The organism is Pseudomonas oryzihabitans, assembly GCF_024652905.1.
GTDB lineage: Bacteria > Pseudomonadota > Gammaproteobacteria > Pseudomonadales > Pseudomonadaceae > Chryseomonas > Chryseomonas benzopyrenica.
Map to the genome: position 1 here is coordinate 4096596 of NZ_CP102428.1, position 14018 is coordinate 4110613.

The 14018-nt window shown below is 64.8% G+C and carries 10 protein-coding genes; 5 read left to right on the forward strand and 5 right to left on the reverse strand.

Annotated features, from left to right (window positions below; all coding sequences use genetic code 11):
• Positions 1 to 66 precede the first annotated feature (66 nt).
• Entirely contained in the window at positions 67 to 624 is a 558-nt protein-coding gene (locus tag NRG74_RS18985; RefSeq protein ID WP_257705052.1) for a hypothetical protein, read from the forward strand.
• Positions 625 to 1919: 1295 nt separating this feature from the next.
• Here NRG74_RS18985 and ntrC read toward each other — a convergent pair.
• The 5 genes from ntrC to glnA all read right to left on the reverse strand — a co-directional run bounded on the left by ntrC (position 1920) and on the right by glnA (position 7336).
• Positions 1920 to 3350: a nitrogen regulation protein NR(I) gene (gene ntrC / locus NRG74_RS18990; RefSeq protein WP_007161316.1), complete on the reverse strand. Its 1431-nt coding sequence runs from the start codon at positions 3348 to 3350 to the stop codon at positions 1920 to 1922.
• A 12-nt stretch (positions 3351 to 3362) separates the two neighbouring features.
• Positions 3363 to 4427, reverse strand: coding sequence for a nitrogen regulation protein NR(II) (gene glnL, locus NRG74_RS18995; protein ID WP_160922018.1), 1065 nt, complete (start codon positions 4425 to 4427; stop codon positions 3363 to 3365).
• A 171-nt stretch (positions 4428 to 4598) separates the two neighbouring features.
• Positions 4599 to 5237 carry a DUF4124 domain-containing protein gene (locus tag NRG74_RS19000; protein ID WP_257705053.1) on the reverse strand — a complete coding sequence of 213 codons (639 nt, stop codon included), beginning with the start codon at positions 5235 to 5237 and terminating at the stop codon, positions 4599 to 4601.
• Entirely contained in the window at positions 5237 to 5755 is a 519-nt protein-coding gene (locus tag NRG74_RS19005; protein WP_160922016.1) for a DUF4124 domain-containing protein, read from the reverse strand. Before NRG74_RS19005 ends, NRG74_RS19000 begins: the two co-directional genes overlap by 1 nt.
• A gap of 174 nt (positions 5756 to 5929) precedes the next feature.
• Positions 5930 to 7336, reverse strand: a complete 1407-nt coding sequence (glnA, locus tag NRG74_RS19010; RefSeq protein ID WP_017639449.1) for a glutamate--ammonia ligase — start codon at positions 7334 to 7336, stop codon at positions 5930 to 5932.
• Between the two features lie 385 nt (positions 7337 to 7721).
• Between glnA and thiI the strand changes: the two genes are divergently transcribed.
• The 4 genes from thiI to NRG74_RS19030 all read left to right on the forward strand — a co-directional run bounded on the left by thiI (position 7722) and on the right by NRG74_RS19030 (position 13968).
• The gene (thiI, locus tag NRG74_RS19015) at positions 7722 to 9176 is read left to right on the forward strand and encodes a tRNA uracil 4-sulfurtransferase ThiI (RefSeq protein ID WP_068384718.1); all 1455 of its coding nucleotides are present in this window, start codon (positions 7722 to 7724) and stop codon (positions 9174 to 9176) included.
• Between the two features lie 157 nt (positions 9177 to 9333).
• Entirely contained in the window at positions 9334 to 11151 is a 1818-nt protein-coding gene (gene typA, locus NRG74_RS19020) for a translational GTPase TypA (protein WP_017639451.1), read from the forward strand.
• Positions 11152 to 11297: 146 nt separating this feature from the next.
• Complete coding sequence (locus tag NRG74_RS19025; RefSeq protein WP_064307816.1) at positions 11298 to 11687, forward strand: lysozyme inhibitor LprI family protein; 390 nt, start codon at positions 11298 to 11300, stop codon at positions 11685 to 11687.
• A gap of 343 nt (positions 11688 to 12030) precedes the next feature.
• Positions 12031 to 13968, forward strand: a complete 1938-nt coding sequence (locus tag NRG74_RS19030; RefSeq protein ID WP_257705054.1) for an autotransporter domain-containing SGNH/GDSL hydrolase family protein — start codon at positions 12031 to 12033, stop codon at positions 13966 to 13968.
• The last annotated feature ends 50 nt before the right edge of the window (positions 13969 to 14018 follow it).

Genomic DNA, 14018 nt, shown 5'->3' on the forward strand with positions numbered 1-14018 from the left:
CAGGGCGCCTGGCAAAGCGCCTATGGTACTGCGCCGCCGTCGCGCCGTCGCGAGCGGGGCAGGGCGATGAACCTCTGGCGCCGGCTGGTCGACTGGCTGTTGCGCGAACAGCGTGCCCGCCGGGAGGAATTGGCGCGGGTGGAGGATCCCGACCTGCTCAAGGCCGAATGGCGCGGCCAGCGCCAGCGCCTGACCCTTTGGCTGGCCTCGGCGGCCCTGGGCGCCGGCCTGTTCGGCATGATCATCGGCCAGCTGATGTACCAGCGCACCCATCCCGATCCCTGGTCGGCCGAGGCTCGCCGCCCGGTCATCCTCGGGGTGGACAGTCGCCAGGAGGCCGGCCGCTTCGAATTGCTGATCACCGCCGACCGCTCGCTGTTCTACGAACGCTATCGCCCCGAAGGCGCCCTCAGCCTGCGTCTGCCCCGGGCCCGCTGGGACGGTGGCGAACGCCAGGGACGAGTGGTACGACCGGGCGGCAGCTTTTCCTGGGCGGTACGCCAGGACGGACAGGACTTGAAGATTTTGCTGGTAGGCGTCGGCGGCGCCCTGCAGGCCAGCGATCGTATCGTCGAGGAAGGCGAGGACTGGGTGCTGCACATCGAGGTCCCGCTGACACCCTGAAATGCCCCGTTATCAGGCAAGAGGCTGGCTGTTTGCACCAGAGCGGAACGGGGTGGGGTGCCGGGTTGCCTTGGTGCTTCGGCTGCCATTGCCAATCCCATGAGCTAGGCCGTGGGGTGAAAAGCGCTCTAGCCTGGGGTTTGCGACTTTTCACGGACGAAAAAAGAGGCCATCACAGTGAGTGATGGCCTCGAGAAGAAAAGAGGGGATTCCCCAGCCTGCCTGTACCGAGGTCCCCAAAAGGGTAGTTACCTAGGGTATTGCAGAAGGTGTGCCAAGTTTTGAGTTGGGTGGTTTTTGGGAGCGTCGTAGGTTGGGTTGAGCGCTAGCGAAGCCCAACGTTATTAGCGGTGCCTAGTCTTATTGCTGCCCTAGCTGCCCTAGCTGCCCTTGTTGCCCTTGTTGCCCTTGCTGCTTATCGCGGTTGCGGACGGCTCTGGTTTCGCCTAGCCGGCGACTTACTTTTCTTTGCCTGTGCAAAGAAAAGTAAGCAAAAGAAAGCACACCCCACGCTTCGGGTCCCCTCGCTCCGGCGCTGCTCCAGGGGCACGGCACGAAGGGGCTTCCTGCCCCTCGCGCCTTGCTCGGCGTCCTGCCTCACATCCCCCTCCACGACACCTGCACTCGGCCTCACTGACGGGGCGGGGCGCAAGCCTGATGCTTGGGTGTTCACAGAATCTGTAGCATGGAAAACAGCGCAGCGTTTTCCACAGCCCAGTGCCCTTGGAGCTCTGTCTTTATCGCGGCCATGCCGGTGCGCCGTAGCGACCGCTCCTACAGAAGCCGGATACCCCGTAGGAGCGGCCCATGGCCGCGATTCCGGCGGTGTCAGGTCGTGGCGGCGTGAGCTTGGTCTTGAACAGTGGACAAGGCTTCGCCGTTGTCCACGCTACGGATTACGGGCTCTTCTTGCTTCTTCAACCAATACTTCCAGGCTGGCGAATCGCCCCGTTCAGGAGGGCGAACGCCAGTGTCGTGGAGTGGGTCGAGCCGCAGGGATGCGGCGAGAGGCCTAACGGGCCATGGACGGCCCGTGTAGGCCGACCCCGGAACGGCGCTGGCGTGAGCGAACCCGGAGCGCAGCGTAGGGCCGGATGGTGGGGCAAGCGTTTTTGGTTACTTTTGCCGCGACTGGCAAAAGTGACTCGCCCGGGTGGGCGAGACAAAAGGTACTCACAAAACTCGAGAAAACAGCCAAGGCACCAATAAAACTTCGCACCTAGCAGGGGCTTTCGCATTGTTGGGCTTCGGCGATGGAGCCGCCTCAGCCCAACCTACAGCACCGTAGAGAACCCTCAGTCCTCCCCCTCTTCATCCGGCCCATCCACCTTCATGCCCAGCTCCTTGATCTTGCGGGTCAGGGTGTTGCGACCCCAGCCGAGCAGGACGGCGGCGTCGCGGCGGCGGCCGGCGGTGTGCTTGAGGGCGGTCTCGATCATGATGCGCTCGAAGGCCGGCACGGCGTTGTCCAGCAGGCTGGACTGGCCGCGGGTAAGGGCCTGGTCGGCCCATTGGCGCAGCGCCTGTTCCCAGTTCGCGGCGGGGGCGGCGTCCTGGGGCTGGTTGAGCAGCTCCGGCGGCAGGTCGTCGATCAGCACCTCGCGGCTGGAGGCCATCACCGTGATCCAGCGGCAGGTGTTCTCCAGCTGGCGCACGTTGCCCTGCCAGGGCAGGCCTTTCATGTACTCCTCGGTCTCGCCGCGCAGGGTCTTGGGCTCCACGGCCAGCTCCTGGGCGGCGCGGGCGAGGAAGTGGCGGGCGAGGGCGGGGATGTCCTCGCGGCGGTCGGCCAGGCGCGGAATGTGGATGCGGATGACATTGAGGCGGTGGAAGAGGTCTTCGCGGAACTTGCCCTCGCGCACCAGGCCTTCGAGGTTCTGGTGGGTGGCGGCGATGATGCGCACGTCCACCTTGACCGGAGTGTGGCCGCCGACGCGATAGAACTCGCCATCGGCCAGTACGCGCAGCAGGCGGGTCTGGGTGTCGGCCGGCATGTCGCCGATCTCGTCGAGGAACAGGGTGCCGCCATCGGCCTGCTCGAAGCGGCCGCGGCGCTGGGCGGCGGCGCCGGTGAAGGCGCCTTTCTCGTGGCCGAACAGCTCGGACTCCATCAGGTCCTTGGGGATGGCGGCCATGTTCAGGGCGATGAAGGGCGCCGCGGCGCGCGGGCTGTGGCGATGCAGGGCGTGGGCGACCAGCTCCTTGCCGGTGCCGGATTCGCCGTTGATCAGCACCGTGATGTTGGAGTGCGAGAGGCGGCCGATGGCGCGGAACACCTCCTGCATCGCCGGCGCCTCGCCGATGATCTCGGGGGTGCGGGTCAGGTGCGCCGGCTCGGCGAAGCCCTGCTGCTCCTGGGCGTGCTGCCCGGCGCGCTTGACCAGGGCCACCGCTTCGTCGACGTCGAAGGGCTTGGGCAGGTATTCGAAGGCGCCGCCCTGGTAGGAAGCCACGGCGCTATCCAGGTCGGAATGGGCGGTCATGATGATGACTGGCAGGCGCGGGTGCATCTCGCGGATGCGTGACAGCAGGTCCAGGCCACTGGTCCCCGGCATGCGGATGTCCGAGATCACCACGTCCGGTTGCTGGCGACCGAGGCGGGTCATGACGCTGTCGGCGCTGTCGAAGGCGACGGTGGTCATGCCTTCCTGTTGCAGGGCTTTTTCCAGGACCCAGCGGATGGAACGGTCGTCGTCGACGATCCAGACGGTCTCCTGACGGCTCATGCGTACTCCTCGTTATTCCAGCGGCAGGAAGATGCTGAAGGCGGTGTGGCCAGGATGGCTTTCACACTCGATCAGCCCCTGGTGCTGGGTGATGATGTTCTGGGTGATGGCGAGCCCGAGGCCGGTGCCATCGGGGCGACCGCTGACCATGGGATAGAAGATGGTTTCCTGCAGGTCCGGGGGGATGCCCGGGCCGTTGTCGGTGATCTCCACCTTGCACACCAGGCGATGGCGGTGGTGGGCGATGGTGAACTGGCGCAGGGTGCGGGTTCTCAGGGTGACCCGGCCCAGGCGCAGTTCGTTCTGCTGGGAGATGGCCTGCATGGCGTTGCGCACGATGTTGAGCACCGCCTGGATCATCTGCTCGCGGTCGATCATCAGGTCGGGAATGCTCGGGTCGTAGTCGCGCACCAGGTTGATCAGTCCCTGGCTTTCCGCTTCCACCAGGCTGCAGACCCGTTCGAGCACCTCGTGCACGTTGGTGACGGCCAGCTTGGGCAGCTTGTTGGAGCCGAGCATGCGGTCGACCAGATTCCGCAGCCGATCCGCTTCCTCGATGATGACGTTGGTGTAGTCCTTGAGCGCCTCTTCCGGCAGCTCGCGGGCCAGCAGCTGGGCCGCGCCGCGGATGCCGCCGAGAGGATTCTTGATCTCGTGGGCCAGGCCCCGCACCAGCAGCTTGGTGGTCTCCTGCTTGGAAAGCTGGGCCTCTTCCTTGGTGATGCGCAGCAGCCGGTCGCGGGGATGGACTTCCAGCAGCAACAGGGTGTTGTGGCGATCCAGGATCGGGGTCACCGCATAGTCCACCGTGAGGCTGTTCCCGGAGGTGGAGATCAGCAGCGCCTCGCGCTTGGTGAAGGGGTGGGCGTGGTCCACCGCCTGGCGCAGCGCCTGCAAGGCCTCGGGCGATTCGGTGAACAGCTCGCTGATGAACTGGCCATGGCTGCGCTGGCCACTGATGGCCAGGAGCATCTCGGCCGCCGGGTTCATGTACTCCAGGCGCAACTCCGCATCGAGCAGAATGACTGCGGTGGTGAGGTTGTCGAGCAGGAGTCGGTGAATGACGTCGGTAGGCATGAGGGGCCACAGCGCTATAGGGACGATAGGAAAATGCAAGAAGCAAACCAAGACGCCCCGAGTTAGGGCAGATGGCTGAAACGTGCACTAACAGCCGCCGCGCGACGGGCGGAACGAAACTGGATTTGTATCAAGATGGTGCACAATGAAAAAGCGCACCAAATAGGTGCGCTAGAGGAAGGGTAGCCAGGATTTCCTGGGTTCGGGCGGTTTCATGTCCAATGGGCATTCCGGCCGCTTGCCCCAGTCCTTGTCACTGCAGGGATGGGCACGGCGCTTCTGCTCCAGCGAGGGGCGGCGCAGATGGAAGGGCTGGGCCGGTGTCCGCTCCAGCACATTGCCGTCGGCGGCGAGGATCTCCGCCACCAGGCTATGGGTGCCACGATCCAGGTTGTCCAGGGGAAACACTGGACTGCGACCGGCGCCGGCTTCCTTGTCATCCAGCAGCAGCCGGTAGCTGTGACCCGGCTGCAGCTCCGGTTCGCTGACCAGGCTGACGATGAGCTGCCCTTGCTGATCGATCACCGTAGCATCGGGCTCGGGTACCAGGATGCGCAGCATCTGGTAGCGGAAGGGCGCGGTCTTGGGCGTCCTGGCCACCGGCGCGGCCGGTGTCGGACTCAGCTTGCGGGTCGGCTGGCCCTGCTGATTGAGGTTGTTGGGCACCGTGATCGGCACTTGGGTCGCCTTGACGCCCTTGGGTGGCTGGTCGGTGTAGACCCGATTGCCGTCTTTGTCGACATAGCTGTAGACCGCCGCCTGGGCGGGCAGCAGCAGGCAGAGCAGAACCAGTGCCAGGAGCGCGCGCATCAGCGAGCCGGGCTGTTGACGCTGATGCGCTGCACGGTAACGGTCTTCTCGGCACTGGTCTGGATCACCTCGCCGGTGCCAGACAGCACCTGGGCGGCAAAGCGGTGCTCGCCGCGCTCCAGGTTGGCCACGCCGAAACGGGTGCTCTGACCTGGGCTGCCATAGGGCGCGCCATCTACCAGCAGTTGCAGCGACTGCCCAGGGCCCAGGGCCGGCTCCACGGCTACCCCCACCGAGAAGGTGCCGTTGTTGGCGCGGATGGCCTCGTCGTCGGGCACATTGACTTCCAGACGGCTGAAGGCCGGGCCGGCAGGGGTCGCCGCCGCAGGCGCACTGGGGATGGGCGGCGCCGGTCGTGGATTGTCCACGGTGTTGGTGGGCGCCACCTGCACCGGCTTGGCATTGGCCGAGGGCTGATCGCTGAATACCGTGTTGCCTTCGGCATCCACCGACTTGTAGATCGCGGCCTGGGCGGAGCAGGCGAGGCAGAGCAGACAGCAGGCAAGCAGGCGAGGCATGGCGGAATCTCGGCCGGGCGATGGAGATCAAGGGTAGCAGGCGCGTCGTGTGGTCAGGTAGGCAGCTCGGCCGCTCCGCGCTGGCGTCGGTCGCGGCGGCTATTCCTACGCAAAGAAAACCCGCGCAAAGAAAAGGCCTCCCGAAGGAGGCCTCTTTCAGTTACTGCAGCGGGATCAGACGCTGTAGTACAGATCGTATTCCAGCGGGTGCACGAAGGTACGCACCTTGATCTCTTCCTCGGACTTCAGCTCGATGTAGGCATCGATGAACTCGTCGGTGAAGACGCCGCCCTTGGTCAGGAACGCGCGACCGGCGTCCAGGGCTTCCAGGGCTTCCTTCAGGCTGCCGCAGACCTGCGGGATCTTCTTGCCTTCTTCCGGCGGCAGATCGTACAGGTTCTTGTCGGCGGCATCGCCGGGGTGGATCTTGTTCTGGATACCGTCCAGGCCGGCCATCAGCAGGGCGGCGAAGCACAGGTAGGGGTTGGCAGCCGGATCCGGGAAGCGGGCTTCGATGCGGCGGGCTTTCGGGCTCGACACATAGGGGATACGGATGGAGGCGGAGCGGTTACGGGCCGAGTAGGCCAGCATGACCGGAGCTTCGAAGCCGGGCACCAGACGCTTGTAGCTGTTGGTGGACGGGTTGGTGAAGCCGTTCAGCGCCTTGCCGTGCTTGATGATGCCGCCGATGAAGTACAGAGCGGTATCGGACAGGCCGGCATAGCCTTCGCCAGCGAAGGTGTTCTTGCCATCCTTGGAGATGGACATGTGCACGTGCATGCCGGAGCCGTTGTCACCGTACAGGGGCTTGGGCATAAAGGTGGCGGTCTTGCCGTAGGCATCGGCCACGTTGTGCACGACGTACTTCAGGGTCTGGGTTTCGTCAGCCTTCTTGACCAGGGTGTTGAACTGCACACCGATCTCGTTCTGGCCAGCGGTCGCCACTTCGTGGTGGTGGACTTCCACGACCAGGCCCATCTCTTCCAGGGCGTTGCACATGGCGGTACGGATTTCGTGGTCGTGATCGACCGGCGGTACCGGGAAGTAGCCGCCCTTGACGCCCGGACGGTGGCCCTTGTTGCCGGACTCGAAGTCGGCATCGGTGTTCCAGGAGGCCTGCTCGGAGAAGATCTTGAACATGGAGCCGGAGATGTCCGACTTGAACTTCACTTCGTCGAAGATGAAAAACTCGGGCTCCGGGCCGACGAACACGGTGTCGCCGATACCGGTGGACTTCAGGTATTCCTCGGCAGCACGGGCGATACCGCGGGGGTCGCGCTCGTAGGGCTGCATGGTGGAGGGTTCGATGATGTCGCAGACCAGGATCAGGGTCGGCTCTTCGGTGAAGGGATCCAGAACGGCGGTGCTGTCGTCGGGCAGCAGGATCATGTCGGAGGCTTCGATGCCTTTCCAGCCGGCGATGGAGGAGCCGTCGAACATCTTGCCGTGGGCGAAGAAGTCTTCGTCCAGCGCGTCACGCGCCGGCATGGTGACGTGTTGCTGCTTGCCTTTGGTGTCGGTGAAGCGCAGGTCTACCCACTTCACGTCGTTTTCTTTGATCAGTTGAACAGCCTTCGACATGGTTTCCTCCAGAGGAATTTCGGCCGGGAGCGGTTGGCGGTACTCCCGGTATCAGCTGTGCCCTTGAGGGGCGCTTCCGTACTGCCTGGTCCACGACCGGCGTTCCACGAAAAGCGCCCTATGCTGGCCCAGGGGCGGCTGCCTCACAAGAGAGCAAGTTGTATGCCAGTGCCCTCAAATGGGCTGGAGGCCCTTCCTGACGCCTGTCGTGCCGTTTTCAGGCCAATCAGTGACGCATCGGCGCACCAATTTGGTGCTTCATAATTCATAACTGCACCTAAATGGCGCCTCAAGTGATTTTGTCGGCTGGATTCGAGTGCGTGATGGTTTTCAGGTATGATATTGGCCCTTTTCTTTCGCGTTACCCGCCCCCCGTTTCCCGCTCATGAAGCTCATCATCAAGGTCTTTCCGGAAATCACCATCAAGAGTCGCCCGGTGCGCAAGAATTTCATTCGCCAGCTGGTGAAGAACATTCGTGTCGTGCTGCGCGATCTGGATCCGGATGTCCGCGTGGAAGGGGTCTGGGACAACATCACCCTGGAGACCGCGCTAAGCGAGCCGCGGCTGCTGGCGGACATGAAGCAGCGCCTGGCCTGCACCCCGGGCATCGGCCAGTTCCTCGAGGTGCACGAGTATCCGCTGGGTGACTTCGAAACCATCCTGGAACTCTGCGTACGCCACTTCGGGGAGCGGGTGCGCGGCAAGGTGTTTTCGGTGCGCTGCAAGCGCGCCGGCCGCCATGACTTCTCCTCGATGGACGTGGAGCGCCATGTCGGTGGTGGCCTGCGCGAACGCTGCGGCGGCGCCGGCATCGCCCTGAAGAATCCCGAGGTGAACGTCCGCCTGGAGATCCGCGACCAGCAGCTGTTCATCATCGACGAGCACCACGAAGGCCTGGGCGGTTATCCGCTGGGCGCCCTGGAGCAGGTGCTGGTGCTGATGTCCGGTGGCTTCGACTCCACCGTGGCCGCCTACCAGATGATGAGACGCGGGATGGTCAGCCATTTCTGCTTCTTCAATCTCGGCGGGCGGGCCCACGAACTGGGCGTGATGGAAGTGGCCCACTATCTCTGGGAGAAGTACGGGCGCTCCCAGCGCGTGCTGTTCATCAGCGTGCCCTTCGAGGAAGTGGTGGGGCAGATCCTCACCCAGTGCGACGACAGCCACATGGGCGTCATCCTCAAGCGCATGATGCTGCGCGCGGCCAGTCGCATCGCCGAGCAGCTGCAGATCGAGGCGCTGGTGACCGGCGAAGCCGTCTCCCAGGTTTCCAGCCAGACCCTGACCAATCTGGCGGTGATCGACAAGGCCACCGATACCCTGGTGCTGCGGCCGCTGCTGGCCAGCCACAAGCAGGACATCATCGACACCGCCCAGCGCATCGGCACCGCCGACTTCGCCAAGCACATGCCCGAGTACTGCGGCATCATCTCGGTGAATCCCACCACCAAGGCCAAGGCCCTGCGGGTGGAGCACGAGGAAGGCAAGTTCGACATGGCGGTGCTCGACGCCGCTCTGGAACGCGCACGCTTCATCACCGTCGACAAGGTGATCGAGGAGCTGGGCAAGGACGTGCAGGTGGAAGAGGTGGACCAGCCGCTGCCCGGGCAGATCGTGGTGGACATTCGCCATCCCGACGCCCAGGAAGACCTGCCGCTGGAGCTGCCAGGCATCGAGGTGCAGACCATGCCGTTCTTCGCGCTGAACAGCCGTTTCAAGGAACTGGACGAGAATCGCCAGTACCTTCTCTATTGCGACCGCGGGGTGATGAGCCGGCTGCACGCCCATCACCTGCTCACCGAAGGGCACGCCAATGTGCGCGTTTATCGTCCGGCCTAAGCAGCCGGGCCTGCTGGGTGGCAGTATCCGCCACCGCCCTCCCGACCTCTTCTAGCCTGCCGGCCACATACCGGTCGGCCGCGTTTCGCGCCTTTGCAATCTCCGGCTGTCAGCCTGCTGGCTGAAGCTCCTTCATTTCTATACCGAGAACACCACTGTGATCGAGAATCTACGCAACATCGCCATCATCGCGCACGTCGACCATGGCAAGACCACCCTCGTCGACAAGCTGCTGCGCCTGTCCGGCACCCTGGACCGCAAAGAAGCGGAAAACGAGCGGGTGATGGACAGCAACGACCAGGAAAAGGAACGTGGCATCACCATCCTGGCCAAGAACACCGCGCTGAAGTGGGGCGACTACAACATCAACATCGTCGACACCCCCGGCCACGCCGACTTCGGTGGCGAGGTGGAGCGCGTGATGTCCATGGTCGACTCCGTGCTGCTGGTGGTCGACGCCCAGGACGGCCCCATGCCGCAGACCCGCTTCGTGACCCAGAAGGCCTTCAAGGCCGGTCTGCGCCCGATCGTGGTGGTCAACAAGATCGACCGTCCCGGCGCGCGTCCGGACTGGGTCATCGACCAGATCTTCGACCTGTTCGACAACCTCGGCGCCACCGATGAGCAGCTGGACTTCCCCATCGTCTACGCCAGCGCCCTGAACGGCATCGCCGGTCTGGACCACGAGAAGATGGACGACAACATGGATGCCCTGTTCCAGGCCATCGTCGACCACGTCCCGGCCCCCCAGGTCGATCTGGACGGCCCCTTCCAGATGCAGATCTCCCAGCTGGACTACAACAGCTTCCTCGGCGTGATCGGCATCGGCCGCATCGCCCGTGGCCGCATCAAGGCCAACACCCCGGTCGTCGCCATCAGCGATGACGGCAGCAAGCGCAACGGTCGTATCCTCAAGATCATGGGCCACTCCGGCCTGCAGCGCGTGGAAGTGGCCGAAGCCGAAGCTGGCGACATCGTCTGCGTCTCGGGCATGGACGAACTGTTCATCTCCGACACCCTGTGCGATCCGCAGAACGTCGAAGCCCGTCCGCCGCTGACCGTCGACCAGCCCACCGTGAGCATGACCTTCCAGGTCAACGACTCGCCCTTCGCCGGTCGTGAAGGCAAGTTCGTCACCAGCCGCAACATCAAGGACCGTCTGGAGAAGGAACTGCTGCACAACGTGGCCCTGCGCGTCGAGCCGGGCGAGTCCGCCGAGAAGTTCAAGGTTTCCGGGCGTGGCGAGCTGCACCTGTCGGTACTGATCGAGAACATGCGCCGCGAAGGCTTCGAGATGGCCGTGGGCCGTCCGGAAGTGGTGATCATCGAGAAGGACGGCGAGAAGCAGGAACCCTACGAGAACGTCACCATCGACATCGAAGAGCAGCACCAGGGCTCGGTGATGGAGCAGATGGGTCTGCGCAAGGGCGATCTGACCAACATGATCCCCGACGGCAAAGGCCGTATCCGCCTGGAATACACCATCCCGGCGCGTGGCCTGATCGGCTTCCGTAACAACTTCCTGACCCTGACCTCGGGCAGCGGCATCCTGACCTCGACCTTTAGCCACTACGGCCCGATCAAGGCCGGCGAAGTGAGCAACCGTCAGAATGGCGTGCTGGTGTCCATGGCCACCGGTACCGCGCTGACCTACTCGCTGGAAACCCTGCAGAGCCGCGGCAAGCTGTTCCTGGCCCCGGGCGACGAGATCTACGAAGGCCAGCTGTGCGGCATCAACAGCCGTGACAACGACCTGGTGCTCAACCCCACCAAGGGCAAGAAGCTGGACAACATGCGCGCCTCGGGCAAGGACGAAGTCATCGCCCTGGTGCCGCCGATCAAGTTCACCCTCGAGCAGGCGCTGGAATTCATCGCCGACGACGAGCTGGTGGAAGTGACGCCCAAGTCCATCCGTCTGCGCAAGAAGTACCTGAACGAGAACGACCGCAAGCGCTTCGAGCGTTCCAAGGTCTGATCCCGCCCGGGTAGTACAGGAAAGCGCCTTCGGGCGCTTTTTTGTTGGCTGTTTTTCAGCAGGTGCCGCGCGCGGGACTGGCGGCTCTGCTAGCGTTTGTCTCACGGTCGCGCCACCCGGAACGGCCCTTTCTGCAGGATGCTGCCATGCTCAAGAACACCCTCGCCGCTGCCCTGACCCTGACCGGTCTCTTCGGTCTCGCCACGGCCCAGGCCGCCGGTTGCGGCACGCCGCGCAACGCCTTCGATACCGTCTACTGCGCCAGCAACCTGTTCGCCCAGAGCGACAAGTCGCTGAACCAGACCTATGGCGAACTGCGCAAGCAGCTGCCGGCCGATCAGCAGGCCGTGCTCAAGCAGCGCCAGCTGGCCTGGATCAAGCAGCGTGACAGCCAATGCGCCCGCGAGGAAGCCGATGGCTACTTCGTCAATCTGGACTGCGCTGTCAGCCTGACCGAAAGCCGCCTGGAGACCCTCAAGGAGCGCCTGCGCGAGTGCGCCAGTACCGGCTGTGAGGCAGGCAAGCTGGGGCAGTGAGGTGAGCCGCGGGAGCGGGATCCGGCGGTTCCCTCTCCCCAACCCTCTGCCGGAGGGAGAGGGGGAAAGCGGCCCCGCGTAGGTTGGGCTGAGCACAGCGAAGCCCAACACCCCTATCATCCAAAGGTGTTGCGGCCCTGGGCAGGGCTTGAGGTGCGAGCGCAACCGCATCAGCGTCCCGCTGCCCATCACCTGAGCGACCGCTCTGGCCCCTGCCTTTCAGCACTGCAACGAACGTCTCGTACTTTTTTGTTCACATCCGGATACAAGGACACAAAAACCGTCTAGCGTGAGACGACACGCCCTGACGCGTGCTCCGATAACAACAATCAAGGATGCAGGCATGACATCTTTTCTCAGGCAACGCCTGCCGCTGGCCATCGCCCTGGCGACGGCGTTCGCGGCAACCGCCCAGGCGACTCCCAATCCCTACAGTGGCTTCACCGTGTTCGGCGACAGCCTGCTCGATGCCGGGCAATTTCCCGACACCGGGGTCAACGGCGCCAGCCTCAGATTCACCAACCGCGTCGGACCCGGCTACAGCCCGGCGAGCGGCGCGGTGACCGGACCGGTGTCCTCGATCCTGCTCGGCCAGCAACTGGGCTTCGACGTCCGGACCCTGGACGCCTCGACCTCGCTGATCAATCAGCGGATCGGCCTGAGCGATGGCGACAACTGGGCCACGGGCGGCTACACCACGGCGCAGATCCGCGACTCCATCACCGCCCGCAATGGCTCGGTGGTGGCGGTAGGTGGGCTGACCCTGCGCAGCCGCGACGGTTACCTGCCCGGGCTCGCCAGCCAGGGGCTGAGTCTGGATCCCAACACCCTGTTCTATATCAGCGGTGGCGGTAACGACTTCCTCCAGGGGCTGGTCACCTCGCCGGCGACCGCCGCGGCTGCGGCCAATCGTCTGGGTGACGGCGTCGCTGCGCTGCAGCAGGCCGGCGCCCGCTATATGGTGGTCTGGCTGCTGCCGGACATCGGCCAGACCCCGGCCCTGGCCGGTTCGCCGCAACAGGCGGCCAGCTCGGCCCTGAGTCGGGTCTACAACCAGGCCCTGGTGGCGCGCCTGGCCGGCATCGACGCCGAGATCATCGGCCTCAACGTGCCCCAGCTGCTCGCCGAGGTGGTGGCCGAGCCGGGCCGCTATGGCCTGGCCAGCGGGCAGAATCTCACCGGCACCTGCTTCAGTGGCGACAACTGCACCCGCAACGCTACCTACGGCCTGGGCGCGGCGGCGGCCGATCCCAGCCAGTTGCTGTTCAATGATCGCGTCCACCCGACCATCACCGGTCAACGACTGATCGCCGACTACGCCTATTCGCTGCTGGCGGCGCCCTGGGAGGTCACCCTGCTGCCGGAGATGGCCCAGTCCACCCTCAGAGCCCATCAGGATGGCCTGCACCAGCGCTGGCTGGGCGATTGGCATGCCTGGCAGCCGGTGGGGCGCTGGCAGGGCTATGTGGATACCAGCGCGCGACGCCTGGACGTCGACGACCAGCGCAGCACCGCCGGCGGCGATGGCAACGGCTACAGCCTGGACCTGGGCGGCAGCTATCGGCTCAGCGAGGAATGGCGCTTCGGCGTCGCCGCCGGGGTCGCGCGGCAACACCTGGAACCCGGTGCGGCCGATTCCAGCTATCGCCTCAACAGCTATCTGCTCAGCGCCTTCGCCCAGTACCAGGGCGAGCGCCTCTGGGGCGATCTCACCGCCACCGGTGGCCGCCTGGACTATGACGATCTGAGCCGGCGCTTCGCCCTCGGCCCGACCACGCGCAGCGAGCAGGGCGATACCGATGGTGATCTGCGTGCCCTCTCGGCGCGCCTGGGCTATGACCTGGCGGCGGCTGGCAGCCCCTGGCACCTGAGTCCCTATCTCAGCGCCGACTATGCCCGCGTCCAGGTGGACGGTTATCGGGAGCGCGGCAACGACGCCACGGCGCTGGAGTTCGACGACCAGTCGAGCACCTCGCGACGGCTGGGGCTGGGCCTGCAGGGCCGCTGGCAACTGGCACCGGCTACGGCGCTGTTCGCCGACCTGGGTCGCGAGCGGGAATTCGCCGACGGTACCCGCGATGTGACCATGCGCCTGAACAGCGTGCCGGGTCTGGACTACACCCTGGACGGCTACCAGCCCGACCGCGACCGTACCCGCCTGAGTCTGGGCGTGGTCCAGCGGCTTACCCCGGAGCTGACCCTGCGCGGCGGCTACAGCTATGCCGGCGCGGGCGATACCCAGCAGCAGGGCGTGGGGCTGGGCCTGTCGCTGGATTTCTAAGCGTCGCTCGACCTGGATAACGGGCGCTGACCTTGTCAGCGCCCGTTATC